This window comes from Stenotrophomonas sp. T8 (assembly GCF_051853085.1).
GTDB classification, from domain to species: Bacteria; Pseudomonadota; Gammaproteobacteria; order Xanthomonadales; family Xanthomonadaceae; genus Stenotrophomonas; species Stenotrophomonas sepilia.
Genome location: NZ_CP195329.1, coordinates 1,074,947 through 1,096,672, shown reverse-complemented (window position 1 = coordinate 1,096,672; position 21,726 = coordinate 1,074,947). Strand labels below are relative to the sequence as shown.

General features: G+C 67.7%; 17 protein-coding genes. 5 read left to right on the top strand and 12 right to left on the bottom strand.

Translation table 11 applies throughout. The annotated features are described in order from the left end of the window. Position 1: 1 nt before the first annotated feature. From emrA to emrR, 3 genes are read right to left on the bottom strand one after another with little or no spacing between them, the layout of a single operon-like run. On the bottom strand, positions 2–1,183 hold the full coding sequence (gene emrA / locus ACSDHM_RS05110) for a multidrug efflux MFS transporter periplasmic adaptor subunit EmrA (RefSeq protein ID WP_061480663.1): 1,182 nt from the start codon (positions 1,181–1,183) through the stop codon (positions 2–4). Positions 1,184–1,194: 11 nt separating this feature from the next. Continuing rightward, positions 1,195–2,688 (bottom strand): multidrug efflux transporter outer membrane subunit EmrC, encoded by a 1,494-nt coding sequence (emrC, locus tag ACSDHM_RS05105; RefSeq protein ID WP_072166795.1) that lies wholly within the window; start codon positions 2,686–2,688, stop codon positions 1,195–1,197. Further along, positions 2,685–3,128 carry a multidrug efflux system transcriptional regulator EmrR gene (gene emrR, locus ACSDHM_RS05100; protein WP_005415875.1) on the bottom strand — a complete coding sequence of 148 codons (444 nt, stop codon included), beginning with the start codon at positions 3,126–3,128 and terminating at the stop codon, positions 2,685–2,687. The genes emrC and emrR overlap by 4 nt, the downstream gene beginning before the upstream one ends. A gap of 172 nt (positions 3,129–3,300) precedes the next feature. Here emrR and ACSDHM_RS05095 point away from each other — a divergent pair, with 172 nt between their 5' ends. Both ACSDHM_RS05095 and parC read left to right on the top strand, forming a co-directional pair. Next, complete coding sequence (locus ACSDHM_RS05095) at positions 3,301–4,182, top strand: helix-turn-helix domain-containing protein (RefSeq protein ID WP_180890278.1); 882 nt, start codon at positions 3,301–3,303, stop codon at positions 4,180–4,182. Between the two features lie 59 nt (positions 4,183–4,241). Next, positions 4,242–6,485 carry a DNA topoisomerase IV subunit A gene (gene parC, locus ACSDHM_RS05090; RefSeq protein WP_072166797.1) on the top strand — a complete coding sequence of 748 codons (2,244 nt, stop codon included), beginning with the start codon at positions 4,242–4,244 and terminating at the stop codon, positions 6,483–6,485. A 252-nt stretch (positions 6,486–6,737) separates the two neighbouring features. Here parC and bfr read toward each other — a convergent pair whose 3' ends face one another. Then, positions 6,738–7,226 carry a bacterioferritin gene (bfr, locus tag ACSDHM_RS05085; RefSeq protein ID WP_111202195.1) on the bottom strand — a complete coding sequence of 163 codons (489 nt, stop codon included), beginning with the start codon at positions 7,224–7,226 and terminating at the stop codon, positions 6,738–6,740. Positions 7,227–7,349: 123 nt separating this feature from the next. Here bfr and ACSDHM_RS05080 point away from each other — a divergent pair, with 123 nt between their 5' ends. Continuing rightward, complete coding sequence (locus tag ACSDHM_RS05080; protein ID WP_439426710.1) at positions 7,350–9,677, top strand: penicillin acylase family protein; 2,328 nt, start codon at positions 7,350–7,352, stop codon at positions 9,675–9,677. An 82-nt stretch (positions 9,678–9,759) separates the two neighbouring features. Here the strand turns inward: ACSDHM_RS05080 and ACSDHM_RS05075 are convergent, their stop codons facing one another. The 8 genes from ACSDHM_RS05075 to map all read right to left on the bottom strand — a co-directional run bounded on the left by ACSDHM_RS05075 (position 9,760) and on the right by map (position 20,215). After that, a complete protein-coding gene (locus ACSDHM_RS05075; protein WP_439426709.1) occupies positions 9,760–11,154 on the bottom strand; it encodes a cation:proton antiporter domain-containing protein in 1,395 nt (464 codons plus the stop codon). 101 nt (positions 11,155–11,255) lie between these two features. Then, a complete protein-coding gene (asnB, locus tag ACSDHM_RS05070) occupies positions 11,256–12,947 on the bottom strand; it encodes an asparagine synthase B (protein WP_072166802.1) in 1,692 nt (563 codons plus the stop codon). A 377-nt stretch (positions 12,948–13,324) separates the two neighbouring features. Continuing rightward, positions 13,325–14,452, bottom strand: coding sequence for a succinyl-diaminopimelate desuccinylase (gene dapE, locus ACSDHM_RS05065; protein WP_072166803.1), 1,128 nt, complete (start codon positions 14,450–14,452; stop codon positions 13,325–13,327). After that, complete coding sequence (locus tag ACSDHM_RS05060) at positions 14,449–14,820, bottom strand: arsenate reductase (protein WP_172412123.1); 372 nt, start codon at positions 14,818–14,820, stop codon at positions 14,449–14,451. The genes dapE and ACSDHM_RS05060 overlap by 4 nt, the downstream gene beginning before the upstream one ends. A gap of 31 nt (positions 14,821–14,851) precedes the next feature. After that, positions 14,852–15,718 carry a hypothetical protein gene (locus ACSDHM_RS05055; protein WP_111007614.1) on the bottom strand — a complete coding sequence of 289 codons (867 nt, stop codon included), beginning with the start codon at positions 15,716–15,718 and terminating at the stop codon, positions 14,852–14,854. A gap of 2 nt (positions 15,719–15,720) precedes the next feature. Further along, positions 15,721–16,800 carry a 2,3,4,5-tetrahydropyridine-2,6-dicarboxylate N-succinyltransferase gene (gene dapD / locus ACSDHM_RS05050; protein WP_439426708.1) on the bottom strand — a complete coding sequence of 360 codons (1,080 nt, stop codon included), beginning with the start codon at positions 16,798–16,800 and terminating at the stop codon, positions 15,721–15,723. After that, entirely contained in the window at positions 16,800–19,427 is a 2,628-nt protein-coding gene (locus tag ACSDHM_RS05045) for a [protein-PII] uridylyltransferase (protein WP_111007616.1), read from the bottom strand. The genes dapD and ACSDHM_RS05045 overlap by 1 nt, the downstream gene beginning before the upstream one ends. Before the next feature lie 2 nt (positions 19,428–19,429). Then, the gene (gene map / locus ACSDHM_RS05040) at positions 19,430–20,215 is read right to left on the bottom strand and encodes a type I methionyl aminopeptidase (protein WP_032955117.1); all 786 of its coding nucleotides are present in this window, start codon (positions 20,213–20,215) and stop codon (positions 19,430–19,432) included. Between the two features lie 230 nt (positions 20,216–20,445). On the opposite strand from map, the gene ACSDHM_RS05035 reads away from it, so the two are divergent. Further along, positions 20,446–20,976 (top strand): Csu type fimbrial protein, encoded by a 531-nt coding sequence (locus ACSDHM_RS05035; protein WP_072166807.1) that lies wholly within the window; start codon positions 20,446–20,448, stop codon positions 20,974–20,976. Then, entirely contained in the window at positions 20,976–21,725 is a 750-nt protein-coding gene (locus ACSDHM_RS05030; RefSeq protein WP_072166808.1) for a fimbrial biogenesis chaperone, read from the top strand. The genes ACSDHM_RS05035 and ACSDHM_RS05030 overlap by 1 nt, the downstream gene beginning before the upstream one ends. Position 21,726: the final 1 nt, after the last annotated feature.

Sequence of the window (21,726 nt, the reverse complement as noted above, 5' to 3'; positions counted from 1 at the left end):
CTCAGCCCACCTTCGCCTGCTGCTGCGGCAGGTTGCCCTGGATGATCGTGTGGATCACCTCGTCGGCATCATGCAGCTGCTTGGCATACACGTCGGTGTCGAACACCGTGCCCTTGGCCGGGGTGCTCGGCAGCACTTCGCCCTTCTGGTCGCGCAGGCTCACTTCGGCCTTCATCGACAGGCCGATGCGCAGCGGGTGCTCGGCCAGCTGCTTGGCATCGATGGCGATGCGCACCGGTACGCGCTGCACGATCTTGATCCAGTTGCCGCTGGCGTTCTGTGCCGGCAGCAGCGAGAACGCCGAGCCGGTGCCCAGGCCCAGGCTCTGGATGCGCCCCTTGTACTTCACGTCGCCGGCGTACAGGTCCGACTTCAGCTCCACTTCCTGGCCCAGGCGCATGTGGCGCAGCTGGGTTTCCTTGAAGTTGGCCTCGACCCACATCTGCTCGGTCGGCACCACGGCCATCAGGGCATTGCCCGGCTGCACGCGCTGGCCGACCTGCACCGAACGACGGGCGACGTAGCCGGAGACCGGTGCAACGATGCCGGCGCGGGCGTTGTTGAGGAAGGCCTGGCGCAGCTGCGCAGCGGCGGCCTGCACATCCGGCTGGGTGGCGATCACGGTGTCGTCGACCAGCGCGCGGTTGCGCTCGACGGTCTCGCGCGAACCGGCCACGGCCGCTTCGGCCGCGGCCAGCTCGTCGCGGGCGTGGGCCAGTTCTTCGTTGGAGATGGCGCCGGTGGCAGCCAGGTCCTTGCGGCGGGCGTAGTCTTCGCGCACGCGCTTCAGGGTCACCTGGCGGGCGTTCAGGTCCGCCTGCGCGCCTTCTACGCTGCGGTACAGGCCGCGGGTCTGGCGCACGGTCTTGGCCAGGTTGGCTTCGGCCTGCTGCAGCGCCACTGCGGTGTCGGACGGGTCCAGCTGCACCAGCAGCTGGCCGCGCTCCACGCGCATGCCGTCATCGGCATTGATGGCGACCACGGTGCCGGCCACCAGCGGGGTGATCTGCACCTGGTTGCCCTGCACGTAGGCATCGTCGGTCTCTTCGAACCAACGGCCGAACATGAAGTACCACAGCGCCAAAGCGGCAAGCAGCAGCACGACGATCACGAACAGGCCGCGCAGCAGGTGGCCGCGGCGGTTGGGGGCGGCCGGGGCCGCGGTGTCTTGGGTCTGGCTCATGTCGGAGATCTTCAGGAATGCGAGGAATCGGAATGGGAGGCGATCGGTGCGCGGTCGGCGTCAGTGGGCTGGAAACCACCGCCCAGCGCCTTGCTCAGGCGCACCGAGGACTGCACCTGCTGCGACTGCAGGCCGGCCAGCTGCTGCTGCGACTGCAGCAGGGTGGACTGCGCGGTCAGCACGTCCAGGTAGCTGCCGATGCCGGCGCGGTAGCGCTGCTGGGCCAGGTCGAAGGCAGCGCGTGCGGTGTCCACCGCCTGCTGCTGCGACTGCGCCTGCTGTGCCAGCGAGCGCACCGCGTTGACCTGGTCGGCCACATCACGCAGCGCATCGAGCACGGTCTGGTTGTAGTTGGCCACCGCCAGGTCGTACTGCGCATCGGTATTGGCCAGGTTGGCGCGCAGCTTCCCGCCCTCGAAGATCGGCAGGCTCAGCGCCGGGCCGATATAGGCAAAGGTGGAGCTGCTCTTCAGCAGGTCGCCCACGTTCGGGGCGACCACGCCGGCCAGCGCGGTCAGGTTGAAGCTCGGGTAGAACTTGGTCTTGGCAACCTTGATCTGCTTGTCGGCCGCTTCAACGCGCCAGCGTGCGGCGACGATGTCGGGGCGGCGGCCAAGCAGCTCGCTGGGCAGCACGCCCGGCAGCTGCAGTGCCACCGGATTCAGCGGCCGCGGGCGCTGGATCGACAGGCCACGGTCCGGGCCCTTGCCGACCAGCGCGGCCAGCGCGGTGCGGGCGGCGTCGATACGCTGCTGGGCGGCCTGCACCTGCTGCTGCGCGGCCGGCACACGGGCCTCGGCCTGGCGCACCTGCAGATCACTGTCGATGCCGGCGCTGCGGCGCTGGCGGGTCAGTTCAAGTGACTTCTGCGAACGGGTCAGCTCTTCCTCGGCCACGTCGTTGAGCTGCCACGCGTAGGCCAGGTCGGCATAGGCCTGGGTGATGCCAGTGGACAGGTTCAGGCGTGCAGCCTGCGCTTCAACGGTGGCGGCGTGCGCACCGTCCACGGCGGCTTCCCAGGCGGCGCGCTTGCCGCCCCACAGGTCCACGCCGTAGCTGAAGTCGAAGGCGACCTGGCTGCTGCCGCCGTAACGGCCACCCATCTCGCTGCCGACCATCGATTCGGGCAGGCGCAGGCCGGTGTAGCCACCGGACACCGACAGGCTCGGCAGTTCGTCGGCACGTGCGGTGCCGACCTGGGCCTGGGCCTGGCGCAGGCGGGCATCGGCGGCGTCGAGGCTCGGGTGGCCGGCCAGGCCCTCTGCGACCAGCGCGTCCAGCTGCGCATCACCCAGTGCCTTCCACCAGTCCTGCGCCGGGAAGCCAGTGGCGCTCAGGTCGGTGTCGGCCAGGGTGCGTTCGCTGTGCAGGCTGTCCACGTCAAGCACGTGGCCCTGCGGGTTGAGGCCACGACTGCTGGCACAGGCGGCCAGGGCCAGGGCCAGCGCTGACACCAGCAGCGCGCGCCCGGACCGGCGGAAAGTGGAATGCGGGATCGGGTTCATGGGGTCGTCAGTGAATCGCGGATTCGGGTAAGGAGGGACAGCAGCAGCGTGCGCTCGTCGGCGGAAAGATCACGCAGGGCGTAATCCATCACCGCGTCGCCACGCAGCTTCAAGCGCGCCCACAGCGCGCGGCCTTCGTCGGTCAGCACGATCTGCAATGCCCGCCGGTCCTGCGCATGCGGTTCGCGGCGGACGCAGCCCAGCGCTTCGAGCTTGTCCAGCAGCCGGGTCACCGCGCTGGGCACCTGATCGATGGCCTGGGCCAGTTCGTTGGCGGTGCACGGCGCCATGTTCGAAAGCACCTTCAACCCGATGTAGTGGGTGAAGCCGATGCCCAGATCTTCTTCAGCCATGGACGCGTCGAGTTGGCGGACCAGGCCGTCGCGCACCTGGCGCAGCAGCAGGCCGAAGCTGGGGGGAGTGGTTGCAGGACAGATCATGGGGGAGCATTCTCTTCCAAAAAAAATATTTCTCAATGGAAATATTTGATCTGGCATCGAATGCTGTGTTGCAGCAGTGGGCTGGATCGGTGAAGGCGCCTACCTTAATGACCTGGTCAGGTGGCCCGGTAGTACAATCCAGCCAATGGATGACACATTTCAGCCAGCAGACATGATGAACAAGGCAGAAATCCCTACTCCCAAACGCCTGCTCAGGGACGAAGCACTGGACTGGTTCGAGCGCAACGACGGTCCCCCGGTGGTCGGTTTCCGTTTCGACAGCCCGCAAGGGCTGGTCCGTGAAGTGGATTGGCATCATCACCAGCGCGCGCAGCTGATCTGCGTCGAGCGCGGCCTTCTGACCACCCGTACCTCGCACGGCACCTGGTCGCTGGCGCCGGGCTCGGCCGGCTGGATGCCACCGCTGGAGCCGCACACGGTCACCCTCGACGGCCCCCTGCGTGGCTGGGGCATGGCGCTGGCGGCTCCGGTCTGTGCCACCCTGCCCTCCGATCCCTGCGTGCTGGGCCTGTCCAAGCTGGCGCAGGCGCTCGCCGAGCGCATCTGTGACTGGCCACCGGGCTACGACACCACCTCCGAACGCCAGCACATCATCGAGGTGCTGGCGGACGAGATCCGCACAGCGCCACGCCAGCGCATGCACTTGCCGATGCCGCATGACCGGCGCCTGCTGAAGATCGCCTCGCAGCTGCTGGCCGACCCGTCCGACGAACGCAGCCTGGCCGAATGGGCGCACTGGGCCGGCCTGTCACCGCGCAGCCTGACCCGCCACTTCCGCGACGAGACCACGCTCAGCTTCGCTCAGTGGCGGCAGCAGGCCCGGCTCTCCGAAGCCCTGCGCCAGTTGACCGATGGCCGCAGCGTCGCCGACATCGCCCATGCACTGGGCTTCAGCAGCGCCAGCGCCTTCGTCACCGTGTTCCGCCGCCACTTCGGGCTGCCACCGGGGCGCTACCTGGCGCGGGCCGGCCACGGCCTGGAAACCGGGCTGGACCCTGCACGCGGCTTGGCATCCCCCGCCGCATCCGGATAATCACAGGATTGCGAGCGGCGACCGCCGTCGCCGCCTCCCGACATAGGTAACAACGCCGCATGACCGAACTTGCCCGCCCCGTGTTCCACGGATTCGAACAACTGCCGCTGCGCGAGTACGCCGAACGCGCCTACCTCGACTACTCGATGTACGTGGTCCTGGACCGTGCCCTGCCTTTCATCGGCGACGGCCTGAAGCCGGTGCAGCGCCGCATCATCTATTCGATGAGCGAGCTGGGCCTGAATGCCGCGTCCAAGCCGAAGAAGTCCGCGCGCACCGTCGGTGACGTCATCGGTAAGTACCACCCGCACGGCGACAGTGCATGCTACGAAGCACTCGTGCTGATGGCGCAGCCGTTCTCGTACCGCTACCCGCTGATCGAGGGCCAGGGCAACTTCGGCTCCAGTGACGACCCGAAGTCGTTCGCGGCGATGCGTTACACCGAATCCAAGCTGACCCCGATCGCCGAAGTGCTGCTGGGCGAACTGGGCCAGGGCACCACCGACTGGGCACCGAACTTCGACGGCACCCTGCAGGAGCCGACCTGGATGCCGGCGCGGCTGCCGCACCTGCTGCTCAACGGCACCACCGGCATCGCCGTGGGCATGGCCACCGACGTGCCGCCGCACAATCTCAACGAGATCGTCAGCGCGCTGCTGCACCTGCTGGACAATCCCGACGCCAGCGTGCGCGACCTGTGCGAACACGTGCAGGGCCCGGACTACCCGTCCAGCGCCGAGATCATCACTGCGGCCAATGACCTGCGCAACATCTACGAGACTGGCAACGGCAGCGTGCGTGCACGCGCGACCTTCACCAAGGAAGCCAGCAACATCGTGATCACGGCGCTGCCGTTCCAGGTGTCGCCGTCGAAGGTGATCGAGCAGATCGCCGCACAGATGCGCGCCAAGAAGCTGCCGTGGCTGGAAGACATCCGCGATGAATCCGACCACGCCAACCCGGTGCGCGTGGTGCTGGTGCCGCGTTCGAACCGCGTCGACGCCGACCAACTGATGGGCCACCTGTTCGCCACCACGGACCTGGAGCGCAGCTACCGCGTCAACCTCAACGTGATCGGGCTGGACGGCCGTCCTCAGGTGAAGAACCTGAAGATGCTGCTCAGCGAATGGCTGACCTTCCGCAGCAACACCGTCACCCGCCGCCTGCAGCACCGCCTGCAGAAGGTCGAGCGCCGCCTGCACCTGCTGGAAGGCCTGCTGGTCGCCTTCCTCAACCTGGACGAGGTGATCCACATCATCCGTACCGAGGACGAACCGAAGGCGGCGCTGATCGCGCGCTTCGGCCTGTCCGAGGAACAGGCCGAGTACATCCTGGAAACCAAGCTGAAGCAGCTGGCCCGCCTGGAAGAGATGAAGATCCGCGGCGAGCAGGACGAGCTGGCCAAGGAACGCGAGAAGATCCTCGGCATCCTCGACAGCAAGGCCAAGCTGAAGAAGCTGATCCGCGACGAACTGACTGCCGACGCCAGGAAGTTCGGCGACGCACGCCGTTCGCCGCTGGTGCAGCGTCAGGCGGCGCAGGCCATCGACGAGACCGAGCTGGTGCCGAGCGAGCCGATGACCGTGGTGCTGTCGGAGAAGGGCTGGATCCGTGCCGCCAAGGGCCACGACGTCGATGCATCTGCCCTGTCCTACCGTGAAGGCGACGGACTGCAGGGCGCGGTGCGCGCACGCAGCACCCAGCAGGTCGCGTTCCTCGACAGCGAGGGCCGCGCCTACTCGACGCCGGTGCACACCTTGCCCTCCGCGCGTGGCAATGGTGAACCGCTGACCGGCCGCTTCTCGCCGGCACCGGGCACCAGCTTCGTCACCCTGGCCAGCGCCGAGCCGGACACCCGCTTCGTGCTGGCCTCCAGCCACGGTTATGGCTTCGTCACCCGCTTCGAGAACCTGATCGGCCGCAACAAGGCCGGCAAGGCGATGCTGAACCTGTCGGCCGGTTCGTCGGTGCTGACCCCGTCGGCAGTGGCCAACGTCGCCACCGACCGCATCGTGGCAGTGACCAGCTCCGGCAACCTGCTGGCGATCGCCGCCAACGACCTGCCGGAACTGGACAAGGGTAAGGGCAACAAGATCATCGAGATCCCGAAGGCCAAGCTCGCCACCGAACGCGTGGTCGCCATCGTGGCGATCAGCCCGGGGCAGACCCTGCAGGTGCGCAGCGGTCAGCGCACGATGGGGCTGAAGTTCAACGAGCTCGACGCCTACCTCGGCGCCCGCGCCACCCGCGGCCACCTTCTGCCGCGCGGCTGGCAGAAGGTGGAAGGGTTGTCGGTGGAGTGAGGAGCACGGGGGTCGGATCCCTTTCCACCGGAAAGGGCTCTGACCCCGGACACGAAAAAGCCGGGGCATTCCCCGGCTTTTTCGTTGTCGGCTGGCAGGCGGTGGAGCGGCTGGCGGGCGAAGGCTGGCTGGCGGTGCTCCGGTGCTGGCGGGCGACAGAACGCTGTACTTCTTCTGGTAGAGCCGACCGCTGGTCGGCTCTACCGGAACGCAGCCGAGCATTGGCTCGGCTCTACAAAAAGCGGTGCCGGCTCAGTGCGCCGCGGCGCCGGTGCCGTCGATCTTGCTCAGCTGGTACAGCTCCAGGCCGATGCGCTTGATCAGGCCCAGCTGCTGTTCCAGCCACCAGGCGTGGTCTTCCTCAGTGTCCTTCAGCTGCGCCAGCAGGATGTCGCGGCTCACGTAGTCGCCCTTCTCCTCGCACAGCTTCATGCCGGCGGCCAGATTGTTCCGAACGGCGTATTCAGTGTCGAGATCCTTCTGCAGCATCTCTTCGACGGTTTTGCCCGGCTCGGTGGCGTGCGGGCGCATGTCCGGGTCGCCGCCCAGGAACAGGATCCGGCGCAGCAGCGCATCGGCGTGCTGGGTTTCCTCTTCCATCTCGTGGTTCAGGCGTTCGTACAGCGCGAACAGGCCCTGGTCCTCGTAGCGGCGGGAATGGATGAAGTACTGGTCGCGGGCAGCAAGCTCGCCGCGCAGCAGTTCCTTCAGGCAGGCGATGACGTCCGGGTTGCCTTTCATGGGGGGCTCCTGTGAATCGATGCGGCATAGGGTGCCGCATTTCAAAATACGGTGATCTAATCGGAATCAGTCGCAGTTGCGCCTGCGGCTACAATCGGCCCACGAGTTCGGAAAGGACGTGCGATGCGACGTACATGGCGTTGGGTGCTGGGCGTGTTGGTCGCCATCGTGCTGGTCACCGCACTGGTGCTGTGGCTGCTGCTGCGCGGCAGCCTGGCCGACCTGGACGGCGAGCATGCGCTGCCCGGCCTGGCCAGGCCGGTCACCATCGAGCGCGATGCGCTGGGCGTGGTCACCATCACCGCCACCAGCCAGGCCGACGCGATGCGCGCATTGGGCCGCGTGCATGCGCAGGAACGCTATTTCGAGATGGACCTGATGCGCCGCAGCGCCGCCGGCGAACTGTCCGCACTGTTTGGCCCGAAGGCGATCGATGCCGACAAGCGCATGCGCGTGCATCGGCTGCGCGCGCGCACCGAGGCGAACATGCAGGCTGCGCTGGGCGACAACGTCGACGCCGTGAGCGCCTATGTCGGTGGGGTCAATGAGGGCCTGGCCGGCCTCTCCGTGCGGCCATGGGCCTACCTGCTGCTGCGGCAGTCGCCGCAACCGTGGCAGGCCAGCGACAGCGTGCTGACCGGGCTGGCCATGTACGCCGACCTGCAGGACCCCGGCAACCAGACCGAGCTTGCACTGAGCCGCATCCGCGCAGTGGTGCCGCCGGCGCTGTACGCATTGATCGCCCACGACGGCACGGAATGGGATGCGCCGCTGTTCGGCGAACCCACCGGCAACGCCACGCTGCCCGATGCCAGCCAGCTGGACCTGCGCACGCTGAAGGGAAAGCCGGGCACCGGGCAGGAAGAGGCCGATGTCATCGGCAGCAACAACTTCGCCGTGGCCGGCGCGCTCACCGCCGACGGTCGCGCGATCGTCGCCGACGACATGCACCTGGGCCTGCGCGCGCCGGGTCTGTGGTTCCGCGTGCGCCTGCGCTACCCCGACCCGCAGGCCGCGGGCGGACAGGTCGACGTCACCGGCTTCTCGCTGCCGGGCCTTCCGGCCGTGATCGTCGGCAGCAACGGGCACGTCGCCTGGGGTTTCACCAACAGTTACATCGACACGGCGGACTACCGCACCGAACCGGCCAATGCCGCAGTGACCGTGCATGAAGAGCGGATTGCGGTGGCCGGCCAGGCCGACGTGGTGTTCCCGGTGCGCGAATCCGCCTGGGGGCCGATCCTGCACACGCATGCCGATGGCAGCGGCGACGCGCTGCGCTGGGTCGCCCAGCTGCCCGGTGCGGTGCGCCTGGACTTCGGTGACCTGGCCCGCGCCGGTGACCTGGACGCGGCCCTGCAGTTCGCCGACCACGCCGGCATTCCCGCACAGAACCTGGTGGTCGGCGACCGCAGCGGACGCATCGCCTGGCGCCTGATCGGCGCCCGCCCGGATCGCGGTCCGGGCTGCGCGCCGGCCGGCTTCAACGCCGCCCACAACCAGGACTGCGCCCCCTGGCCGATCCGCAGCGACGCCTCGCCGGCATTGATCGACCCACCGAACCATCGCCTGTGGACCGCCAACGGCCGCGTCCTCGACGGCGAGGCACTGGCCAATGTCGGCAACGGTGGTTATGACCTTGGCGCCCGTGCGCGGCAGATCCGCGACCTGCTGGCGATCCAGGAGCGCTTCGACGAACACGACCTGCTGGCGATCCAGCTCGACGATCGCGCGGTGTTCCTGCAGCGCTGGTGGGCGCTGCTGCACGACGTCATCGAACGCAGTGACGACCCTGCACTGAAGCGCTTGAAGGAGGCCAGCCATCAATGGGGCGGCCGTGCCTCGGCCAGCTCTGTCAGCTACCGGGTGGTGCGTGAGTTCCGTACGCAGGTGATGAAGACACTGTCCGATGCACTGCTGGCACCGGCCAATGCGCAGCTGGGCGATGACTATCTGGAGCCGCGCCTGGCGCAGCTGGAAGGGGTGGCCTGGCCGATGCTGCAGCAGCGGCCGGCCAATCTTCTGCCACCGGCCTTCGACAGCTGGGATGCACTGCTGATCGACGCCGCACGCCGTACCGAAAGTGAGCTGACCAGGCAGGGACCGCTGGCCAAACGCAGCTGGGGCGAACGCAATACCGCGGCGATCTGCCATCCCATCGCACGGGCGCTGCCGGACATCGCCAAACGCTGGCTGTGCATGCCGGCCGACCACCTGCCCGGCGACCGCGACATGCCGCGCGTGCAGACGCCGAACTTCGGCGCTTCCGAGCGCATGGTGGTTTCGCCGGGCCACGAGGCCGACGGCATCGTGCACATGCCCGGCGGCCAGAGTGGGCATCCACTGTCGCCCTACTGGGGTGCCGGCCACGAAGACTGGGTGCATGGCCGGCCGACGCCGTTCCTGCCGGGCAAGGCGCAGCACACCATGACGCTGGTGCCAGCGCGGTAGTGCCGGCCGCTGGCCGGCATCCATGCAGGTGCATCCAGCATCATGAGGTTGCCGGCCAGCGGCCGGCACTACCGTTCAACGCTCAGCCCCTGCGCCGCTCGATCAGGTTCAACAGTGGCCCGGTCATCGCCGTTGTCACCAGCGCCATGATCACCAGCACCGCGAACAGCCGGTCACCGAGCAGGCCAAGTTCGTAACCCAGGTTGAGCACGATCAGCTCCATCAGGCCACGGGTGTTCATCAGTGCACCCAGCCGCCACGCCTCACGGGTGGGCATGCCGGCACTGCGTGCGGCACTGAAGGTGCCCAGCAGCTTGCCGGTCGTCGCTACCGCGATCACCACCACGCACAACAGGACATCGCTGGCCTGCAGCGTATCGGCGCGCATGCGCAGCCCGGTCATGGCGAAGAACAGCGGCAGCAGCAGCGTCACCGCGAACGGTTCGACGCGCGCCATCAGCAGCTCGCGCAACTGCACATTTGACGACACCGCCACGCCAGCCGCGAACGCACCGAACAGCGCATGGATGCCGAGCATCTCGGTGACCAGGGCACTGGCCAGCGACAGCAGCAGGATGCCGAGCAGCCAGCGTCCCTCACGACCCGGCGCGATCTGCTGGCGGGCGAACCACGGCTTCACCAGCCCCAGCATCAGCGCCACGAAGGCGACTACGCACAGCAGGTTGAGGCTGGCCGGCAGCCATCCGCTGGCCTGTGCAGCCGCCACGATCAGCGCCAGCAGGCACCACGCGGTGGCATCACCCAATGCAGCGCAGGCAATCGCGGTCTGCCCCAGTGGCGCCTGCGTGATACCGCGGTCGGCAAGGATACGCAGCAACACAGGGAAGGCCGTGATGCTCATCGATATGCCAACGAAAAGTGCGAATGCGGTGAAGCCCACGCCCTGCGGACCGTGCTGCGGGTACAGCCAGATCGCCAGGGCGACGCCAAGCACAAACGGCACCGCAATGCCGGCATGGCTGACCGTAAAGGCAAAACGCCGGCGTCCACGCAGCGCCGCCAGGTCCAGCTCGGCACCGGCCACCAGCAGGAACATCAGCACACCCAACTGGCTGAGCATGCCCAGCGGGCCCAGCGAGCTGGGCGGGAACAGGGCTCCATGCAGCGGCGGCAACAGGCTGCCGAGCATCAATGGGCCCATCATCAGGCCGGCGGCCATCTCGCCGATCACCGCCGGTTGTCCAAAGTGCTTGAGCAGCGCGCCTGCGCCCTTGGCCACCAGCAACAGCACCAGCAGCTGCAGCAGGAACAGGCCCAGCGGCGACGCCAGATGCTGCACCCAGGTGGCTTCGGCCGTGGCCGTGGCCGTGGCGCGGGCAACAGCCTCGGGCGCCGCCGGCCCGGCATAACGGGCCAGCAGCACGCCAGCCAGCAGCGGGACCCCGGCCCAGGCCAGGTAGCGCCATCCCCACTTCGTCGGTGGCGCCGGGCCCCCGCTGTGTACGTCCATGAACATTCCCCAATGTGCAGGGGGGCGATCATACAAAAAGGGGACGGAGGGGATTAAGTCGTTAGTGGCACAAGCGCCCCGGTCCCGCTCCGTCCCTTTTTCGGGGCTTACGCCAGTGCCTGCTCGTGCACGCCAGCGATCGCGCGCCCCGACGGATCTGCAGCTGCGGCGAAGCTGGCATCCCACGCGATCGCCGCCGGCGACGAGCAGGCAATGGACTTGCCACCCGGCACGGTCTCGGCGGCCGCACGGCTCGGGAAGAACTGCTCGAACAGATGACGATAGTAGTAGGCCTCCTTGGTCTGCGGCGGGTTGTGCGGGAAGCGCTTGTCGGCCGCTGCCAGCACACGGTCGCTCACCTGAGCTTCGGCATGCGCCTTCAGCCCGTCGATCCAGCCATAGCCAACGCCATCGCTGAACTGCTCCTTCTGCCGCCACAGGATGCTGTCCGGCAGGTAGCCTTCGAACGCCTCGCGCAACACCGCCTTCTCGATGCGGCGGCCACCAAAGCCCGCACCGACCATCTTGTGCGCGGCGTCGAAGCGCATCGCCACATCGAGAAATTCGCGATCCAGGAACGGCACACGCGGCTCCACGCCCCAGGCCATCATCGACTTGTTGGCGCGCAGGCAGTCGTAGTTGTGCAGCGCGTCGAGCTTGCGTACCAGTTCGTCGTGGAATTCACGCGCATCCGGCGCCTTGTGGAAATACAGGTAGCCACCAAAGATCTCGTCGCTGCCCTCGCCGGAAAGCACCATCTTCACCCCCATGGCCTTGATCCGCCGTGCCAGCAGGAACATCGGCGTCGATGCGCGGATGGTGGTGACGTCGTAGGTTTCGATATGGCGGATCACTTCCGGCAGTGCATCAAGGCCCTCCTCGAACGTGTACTCGAAGCCGTGATGCACGGTGCCCAGCGCTTCGGCGGCGATTGCAGCGGCGGCCAGATCGGGAGAGCCCTTCAAGCCGATCGCGAACGAGTGCAGGCGCGGCCACCAGGCTTCGGTCTGCCCCCCATCCTCGATGCGACGGCGTGCATAGCGCGCGGCCACCGCCGCCACCAGCGACGAGTCCAGGCCACCAGACAGCAGCACGCCGTACGGCACATCGCTCATCAGCTGGCGTTCCACCGCATGCTCGAAGGCCTGGCGCAGCTCGGCCAGATCGGCCTGGCGACCCTGCACGTCAGCGTAGTCGCGCCACGGCTGCTGGTAGTAGCGCACCAGCTCACCGCTGGCACTGTCGAAATAGTGGCCCGGCGGGAACTGCGCGACGTCGGCACAGGTATCGACCAGTGCCTTCATTTCCGAGGCCACTCGCAGACGTCCCTGGGCATCGTGGCCCCAGTACAGCGGCACCACGCCGACCGGGTCGCGCGCCACCAGCACACGACCGGCACCACGGTCCCACAGCGCGAACGCGAAGATGCCATTGAGCTGCTCCAGCCACTGCGCCGGCGAAGCGCCCTGGCGGTACAGCGCATTGATTACTTCACAGTCCGAACCGGTCTGGAAGTCATAGGCGGTGGTCAGTGCGGCCTTCAGTTGCTGGTGGTTGTAGATCTCGCCGTTGACCGCCAGCGCCAGCTGGCCGTCGGCCGACAGCAGCGGTTGCGAGCCGCCGGCCGGGTCGACGATGGCCAGCCGCTCGTGGACCAGCAGCGCACCTTCGTCAAGATACACGCCGCTCCAGTCCGGGCCGCGGTGGCGCTGGCGCTGCGACAGTTCCAGCGCATGGCGGCGCAGGGCCGGAAGATCGTCACCGGCCTGCAGGCCGAAGATTCCGAAGATCGAACACATGGGGGAGCTCCTGTTGGGGGAATTTCACGGGTGGGAGGGTGTTCGACCGGCCATCCAGGCCCGGGTGGGGCTGCGCCCGGGCACAAAAAAAACCCGCATCGACCGATGCGGGTTTTCTGGTGTCCGGGCGTGTGTTGCTGTCTATCTACCCAGGGCGCAGTCCCGCATCGGCCGCGCACGATTATTCGCGCGCAGATTATTGCGGTAGTTGTTATTGACGGCGGTGGCCAGGCGGATCGACATGGCATCGACCCTACCCCGGTTTCCGGCACGGCGCAACCGTTGCGTTGGCAACCAGGTGAAGGTGTGCCGACCAACGGTCGGCACCCAGCAGTCGGCCCACAGGGGTAGCGCCGGGCCGTGCCCGGTGCCATGCCTCACACCAGCAGCCGCTCCACCAGCCGCTGGTACAGCCCGGGCAGCGCTTCCAGTTCGTCCACGCGCACGTTCTCGTCCACCTGGTGGATGCTGGCGTTGACCGGCCCCACTTCGATGCACTGCGCGCCCAATGGCGCGATGAAGCGCGCATCGGAGGTGCCGCCACCAGTGCTTTCCTCAGGGGCACGACCGATGTGCTCGGCCAGCACCGCGCGCGCGGTGGCGCGCAGCGTGCCTTCCGGGGTGTAGAACGGTTCGCCGCTGCGATGCCACTTCAGCGTGTACTGCAGGGCATGCCGATCCAGCAGCGCGGTGATCTCCGCTTCCAGTTTCGGCGCATCCCAGTGCGGGTTGTAGCGGATGTTGAAATCCACTTCGAGCTCGCCGGGAATCACATTGTTGGCGCCCGTACCGGCATGGATGTTGGAGACCTGCAGGCTGGTCGGCGGGAAACTCTCGTAGCCGTCATCCCAGCGCCGTGCGCTCAACTCGGCCAGGGCGGGCGCCGCCTGGTGGATCGGGTTGCGCGCCTTCTCCGGGTACGCCACATGGCCCTGTACGCCCTGCACCCGCAGCTTGGCCGACAGGCTGCCACGACGACCCACGCGCAGCAGGTCACCGAGCGTCGCGGTCGACGACGGCTCGCCGGTGATGCACCAGTCGATGCGTTGGCCGCGCTCGGCGAACAGCCGTGCGACGTGGCGCACGCCATCGATGGCATCGCCCTCCTCGTCGCTGGTCAGCAGCACCGCCAGCGTGCCGGGGTGATCGGGATGCGCGGCAACGAACTGCTCGGCCGCCACCACGAACGCCGCCACGCTGCCCTTCATGTCGGCGGTGCCGCGACCATACAGCACGCCATCACGGATCGTCGGCGTGAAAGGATCGCTGGTCCAGGCCTCGCGCGGCCCCGTCGGCACCACGTCGGTATGGCCCAGCAGCACCAGTACCGGCGCGCCCTGGCCATGGGTCGCCCACAGGTTGTCGACCTCGCCCAGCCGCAGGTGATCGCACTGGAACCCGGCCTGCTTCAGGCGTGCCGCCAGCAGTGCCTGGCAGCCGGCATCATCGGGCGTCACCGAGGGCCGTGCGATCAGCTCGCAGGTCAGGTCGAGGACCGCGCTCACGCGTCACCCACGCCGAAGCGGGCCTTGAAGCCATTGTCACTGAAACCCTGGCTGACCGTGCCGTCGGCGGTGACCACCAGCGGGCGCTTGATCAGCTGCGGGTACTCGCGCAGCAGCAGCTTCCATTCGGCCTCGGAATCGGCGGCCTTGCGGTTGTCCGGCAGCTGCCGCCAGGTGGTGGAGGACCTGTTGACCATCGCGGCCAGGCCACCCAGCTGCTCAGCCCACGCCAGCAGTGTTTCCGGGCTCGGCTTGTTGTCGCGGTAGTCAACGAAGGTGTACGGCACGCCGAAGCGGTCCAGCCACTTGGTCGCCTTCTTGCAGGTATCGCAGTTCTTCAAACCGTAGACAGTGGTGCTCATGGCCATCTGTGATGCTGGAAAACAGAGGCCCAGAATCTCACAACAGGCGCTCGGACACGACCCGGAACGGTACCCTTGGCAGCCGGAAGGCCAGCCCCTCGTGCAGCGCCACGTCCATCGCCTGCAGGCGCGGGCACTGCAGTTCGCCTTCCAGCTGCAGCGGCTGCAGGCTGTCGACATCCACCGGCAGCGCGATGCGGGTGCTGGCCCAGTGCCGGTCACAGGTGCGCGCAACGGCCTCATCCTGGCAGGTCAGGAAGCGCAGCAGGGCCTGATGGCCACCGAAGGCCCCCCGCCACGCCCCGTCCTCCCAGCCCGCAGCGGCCCGCCACTGCAGGTGCAGGGCAGGCGCACTGCCCTGCCCGCCTTCGATCAGGGTGTGCCCATCGCCATCGGCGCGCACCACATGCTCGAAGCGCGTGGACAGGTGGGGCTGCATGGCATCGCTGAAAGCGCGCGCGCCGGCGACGAAGGCCAGCTGGTCCATCACGTTGCGATCGAACAGCACCACCGGGGCCCCGCCTGGATCATGGTCACGGCGCAGGTACCAGCGCCAGTTGCTCTGCCTTGGCGACGGCATCAAGCAGCGCAACGGTCCCGCCAGCACCGGCCCGAAATGGCCGTGCCGGTAGCTGAGGATGGTGTAAGGCGTGCGTCCGGCATGCACCACGTAGTGGTGGCCCGGCGGAGGCGTTGGCGCGCGCCCTACGTCGACCCACCAGCTCACGTACACCACGTCGCGCACATCGCTGGCCAGCACCGGCATCGGCCAGCGCCGCGACAGCGCGCGGCGCAACCGGGTCCAGCGCGGGGCGTGCAGCAGGCGCGGCAGCATCCGCCCGAACAGGGTGCCGGACGGATGCCGGTAGATCGCGGACGTCGCCAGATCCTCCGGCGCAGTCATCTTCAGTCGGCCAGGCCGCGCAGCAGGTCGTTGACGCTGGTCTTGCTGCGGGTCTTGGCATCAACCTGCTTGACGATCACCGCGCAGTACAGCGAATGGGTACCGTCCTTGCTCGGCAGCGAGCCGGACACCACCACGCTGTACGGCGGGATGTAGCCGTAGCTGATCTCGCCGGTGGCACGGTTGTAGATGCGGGTGCTCTGGCTGAGGAACACGCCCATGCCGATCACGCTGTGGTGGCCGACCACCACGCCTTCCACCACTTCCGAACGCGCACCGATGAAACAGTGGTCCTCGATGATGGTCGGGCTGGCCTGCAGCGGCTCCAGTACGCCGCCGATGCCGGCACCGCCGGACAGGTGGCAGTGCTTGCCGATCTGCGCGCACGAACCCACCGTGGCCCAGGTGTCGACCATGGTGCCTTCGCCGACGTAGGCGCCGATGTTGGTGAAGCTCGGCATCAACACCACGTCCTTGCCGAAGTACGAGCCGCGGCGGGCAATCGCGCCCGGCACCACGCGCACGCCGCTCCGGCGGAACTTCGCTTCGTCGTAGCCGGCGAAGCGCGATTCGACCTTGTCCCAGAACGGTGCCGGTCGTGCATCGACCACCGCCATGTCGTTGACGCGGAAATACAGCAGCACGGCCTTCTTCAGCCACTCGTTGACCTTCCAGCCGCCCTGGCCGTCCGGCTCGGCGACGCGGAATTCACCGCTCTCGAGACCGTCGATCACGCGGTTGACCAGCGGCCTGGTCGAGCCTTCCAGCTCATGCAGGGTCAAGGTGGCGCGGCGCTCGAAGGCGCTCTCGATGCCGAACCTGAGTTCTTCCACGCCGGGTGCCGACGGCTTGCGCAGCGACTTGCGGGCGATGGTTTCGGCGCGGACGGCTTCGGCGCTCTTGGCCGGGGCCGGCTTCTTCACAGCACGCTTGACCGCAGCCGTTTTCTTCGCCGGGGCCTTCACCGCGGTGGCCTTCTTCGGCGCAGTGGCCTTCTTTGCGGCCGGTGCGGCTGCAGCAGGTTTCCGGGCCGCTGCGCTCTTGGGGGTCGCGGCGGTCTTCTTGGCGGGCTTGGTGGCCATCAGGCGGGGTCTCCGGCGTTTCGATCAGGGTCCAGGCAGGCCAGCATTGCGTCATGCAGCTGCTGCCGGGCAGGTTCAGTCAGGGGGAGGTCGTGTTCGTCACTGATCACGAAGGTGTCTTCGGCGCGCTCGCCGAACGTGGCAATGCGCGCATCATGCACGCGCAGGCCCTGGTTGCGCAGCACGAACGCCACATCGGCCAGCAGGCCGGGACGGTCGGGAGCGACCAGGGCAAAACGGGTTGCGCCCGGTTCATCGCGGAACTCGATGCGCGGGGCGAAGCGGAAGTGCCGCAGTTGCCGAGGTACCACACGGCGCGACGGCCGCAGGCGCGACAGGTCACCACTGAGTGCCTCGCGCAGCGCCGCCTCCAGGTTGGCACTGCTGCCATCGGCAAACGTGTCGGCCGGGTTCACTTCGAAGGTATCGAAGATGGTATCGGCCGGACCGTCCAGCACGCGTGCGCGGTGAATGCCATAGCCCTTGCGGTCCAGGGTCATCACGATCGCGGCGAACAGGCCGTCGCGGTCGGGCGAGTGCACGAACACTTCCAGCGCCGGGTCATCCACACTGATCCGGCGCACCTTCACCAGCACCTGGCCCTGCTTCACCGGCACCAGCGCAGCTGCCTGCCAGGCCAGCTGCTCGGGGCGCAGACGAATGAAGCCCTCATCCGGCATCACCGCGAACTGGCGATCGATGGTGGCGTCGTCGTAACCCTGCTCGCGCACCAGTGCGCGCACGCTGTCACGTGCCTCGGCCACGCGTTCGGCGGCCGGTACCGGATGCTCCAGCCCCTCGCGCAGCGCGCGCCGGGTGGCGAAGTACAGGTCGGCCAGCAGGCGGTCCTTCCAGGCATTCCACAGCTTCGGGCTGGTGCCGGCGATGTCGGCACAGGTCAGCAGGTACAGGTAGTCCAGGCGGTCGCGGCTGCCGACCAGGGTGGCGAAGCGATGGATCACTACCGGATCGGCGATGTCCTGCTTCTGCGCGGTCACCGACATGCGCAGATGCTGTTCGACCAGCCATGCCACCAGCTCGGTATCGGTGCCACTGAGCGCATGCGCCTGGCAGAACGCACGCGCGTCCACCGCACCCAGCTCCGAGTGGTCGCCGCCGCGGCCCTTGGCGATGTCATGGAACAGGCCGGCCAGCAGCAGCAGTTCCGGCTTGCGCAGGCGGGGCCACACTTCGTGCGCGATCGAGAAGCGTTCGTCGGCACGGCTGCTGGCGAACTGGCCGATGTTGCGCAGGACCATCAGCGTGTGCTGGTCGACCGTATAGACATGGAACAGGTCGAACTGCATGCGCCCGCTGACCTGGGCAAACGCGGGGATCCACTGGCCAAGCACACCCAGCCGCGCCATGCGCGAAAGCGTGTCGACCGGACGCTGGCCGCGCAGCAGGGACAGGAACTGCTCGCGTGCATCGGCATCGGCCTGGTCGTAGGCCGGCAACAACGGCAGCGCTTCGGCCAGCGCGCGCGCGGTCAGCGAATGCAGGCCTCGCACCTGTGGATTGTTGGCCCAGCTGGAAAACAGGGCGAACACCTGGCCGATGTCACCGCGCGGCCAGTCGGCCTCGTTGGCGGCCAGGTAGCCGCGGCGCAGGGAGAAGCCCACGGTCAGCGGTTCCGGCTGGGCCTCGCCATCGAACTGTTCCTCGAAGCGCTGCAGCAGGCGGTCGCTGATCCGGCGCACCACCAGCGCGGCGCGGTAGAAGCCCTGCATCATTTTCTCGACACCGAGATTCTCGGCATCGTCTTCGAAGCCCAGGCGCGCGGCCAGGGTCTTCTGGTAATCGAAGCGCAACCGTTCTTCCGGGCGGCGCGCGACCAGGTGCAGGCCGAAGCGCAGCCGCGCCAGCACCGCACGCTCGCGCTTCAGCGCAGCCGCTTCGTCGGCACCCAGGTGGCCCAGGCCGACCAGCGCTTCCAGGTCGCGTACGCCGAAGGCGCGCAGCGCCATCCAGCCCAGCGTGTTGAGATCGCGCAGGCCGCCGGGACCATCCTTGAGATCCGGCTCCAGGTTGTCGGCAGTGTCGCCGAAGCGCTGGTGGCGGTTGCGCAGCTCTTCCAGCTTGGCCAGGAAGAAGGCACGCGCCGGCCACAGCTCACGGTCGTCGATGGCCTCGCGCAGCGCACGGCGCGCCGCATCATCGGCCAGGATCGGACGCGCCTCGATCAGCGCGGTCAGCACGGTCTGGTCAGCCGCCGCCTCGCGGCACTGCAATGCAGAACGCACCGCATGGCTGACCGCCAATCCGCAGTCCCACAGCAGCGCGAACAGGCGTGCCAATGCCGCTTCATGCGCCCGTTGTGCGGGCGGGTCGCCGAACACCAGCAGGTCGATGTCCGAACGCGGAAACAGTTCACCCCGGCCATAGCCACCGACCGCGAACAGCGACAGGCCGCTGTCGGCCGGCAGGCAACGCTGCCAGGCCAAGCGGATCAGATGGTCGGCCGCGCGCGCCCGCAGCGCCAGCAGGCGCTCGATGTTGTCGCCCTGGTCGAAGCGGCGATACAGGCGCGCGTCGGCCTGCTGCAGCGCCTGGCGCGCGGCAGCAGCCCAATCCGGGTCGTTGAGCGACGCGGCCGGCGTGTCCAGCAGCGAACTCGCCGGCAGCATCGTCAGGAGACCTGCGACTCGCCCGGCGACAGCGTCAGCACGTCGACGCCGGTCTCGGTGACCGCGACCATGTGCTCCCACTGCGCCGACAGCTTGCGGTCCTTGGTCACCACGGTCCAGCCATCCGGCAGCACCTTGTTGTAGCGGGTACCCTCGTTGATCATCGGCTCGATGGTGAAGGTCATGCCCGGCTGCAGCACCAGGCCCTGGCCCGGGCGGCCGTAGTGCACCACCTGCGGCTCGTCGTGGTAGACCTTGCCGATGCCGTGGCCGCAGTACTCGCGCACCACGCTGAAACGCTCGCCTTCGGCATAGCTTTGGATGGCATGGCCGATGTCGCCCAGGGTGGCGCCCGGGCGCACCGCGCGGATGCCGCGCCACATGGCTTCGTACGTGGTTTCCACCAGGCGGCGCGCCATCACCGACGGGGTGCCGACGAAGTACATGCGGCTGGTGTCGCCGTGCCAGCCGTCCTTGATGACGGTGACGTCGATATTGATGATGTCGCCATCCTTGAGCACCTTCCCTTCGCTGGGGATGCCGTGGCAGATGACATTGTTGACCGAGGTGCACACGGTCTTCGGGAAGCCGCGGTAGCCGACGTTGGCCGGAATCGCGCCCTGCACGTTCACGATGTGGTCGTGGCAGATGCGGTCCAGTTCCTCGGTGGTGACACCGGGCTTGACGTGGGGGGTGACGATGTCGAGCACTTCGCTGGCCAGGCGGCCGGCGATGCGCATCATCTCGATTTCCTGCGGGGTTTTCAGATTCACGCTCATGGCACCCATTATCGCCGATCCGGCCGCAATCTGAACGAACGCCACCCAACTGCCGATCCGGGTGATGCACGGTTCCGGCAAGGAAAGTGAAAGCGTGATGGTCTCCGCTCTTTCGTCTGCCTAATTATCACGGATTACAGACACTTACGCCTCCTAAGCTGGATCCACCGTCGTCAAAGCGGCACCGAACGTGCCGTCTTCGCCTTGTTCAACGGACCTTCGGGTCAGGGAGGTTGTTCATGCGATCCCCAGTTCGATCCCCGCTGGCATGGGCCGTGGCCGGGTTCCTGCTGTCCAGCCCGGCACTGGCCGCCGACACCACCACCTTCAATGTCACCCTGGTGGTCACCAAGGCCTGCACCATCACGGCGGCGGCCGCCACCAACGTGGACTTCGGCACCGCGGCATCAACCACCACCACGCCCACCCTGGGCCAGGGCACGGTGACCGCCCAGTGCTCGGCACTGACGCCCTACACGATTGCACTGAATGCGGGCGCCAATGCCAGCACCGCCAACGACGTCACCACCCGGCGGATGAAGAACACCAATGCGGCGGTGACCGCCAACAACTATGTCGGCTACCAGCTCTACCAGGATGCCGCACATACCCTGGTCTGGGGCGCCACAACCGGCACCAACACCCAGGCCGGCATCGGCACCGGCCTGGCCGTGCCCTACATCGTCTACGGCCAGATCCTGAACCTGAGCACCAACAACCCGGCCGCCGGTAGCTACCTGGATACGGTTACCGCCACGATCACCTATTGATGGAGCACGCCCGCATGGCCGGATCCCGCCCGTGGCGCGCCACCGGCGTGGCGCTGCTCGCCCTGTACCTGCTTGCCATCGCGGCCGCCGGCGCCACCAGCCTGCAGGTGGCCCCGACCAGCCTGCAGCTGGAAGCCCGCCAGCGTGCCGGCGAATTGTGGCTGACCAACAGCGGCACCTCGCCGGTGAAGCTGCAGGTACGCGTGTTCCGCTGGGTGCAGCAGGACGGCCAGGAACAGCTGCTGCCCACCGATGCGTTGATGGCCACTCCGCCGATGCAGGAACTGGCCGCCGGACAGCAGCAGCTGGTGCGGGTCATGCGTGCGGACAAGGAACCGCCAGCGGCACAGCAACATTACCGCCTGATCGTTGACGAGGTGCCCGACCTGGCCATCCGCGCGGGTGGCATGCAGTTCGTCCTGCGCTATTCGATCCCGGTGTTCGTGCAGCCCTCGGCCGGCACGCTGGCGCCGCAGCTGCAGGCCCGGCTGGTAAAGCTGGCGGACGGCCGCAACGGCGTCGAAGTAGCCAATTCGGGCAACAGTTACGCTCAGATCGCCGATCTCGCGCTGGGCAGCGCCACGCGCCCACGCATCGTCCATCCCGGGCTGCTGGGCTACGTACTGCCCGGCCAGGTGATGCGCTGGCCGATCGAACGCACGGCGATCGACCGCGACAACGACCAGATCACGGCCAAGCTCAATGGCGAGTCGGAACAGACGCCACTGTCGCCCCCACCGGCTCGCTGAG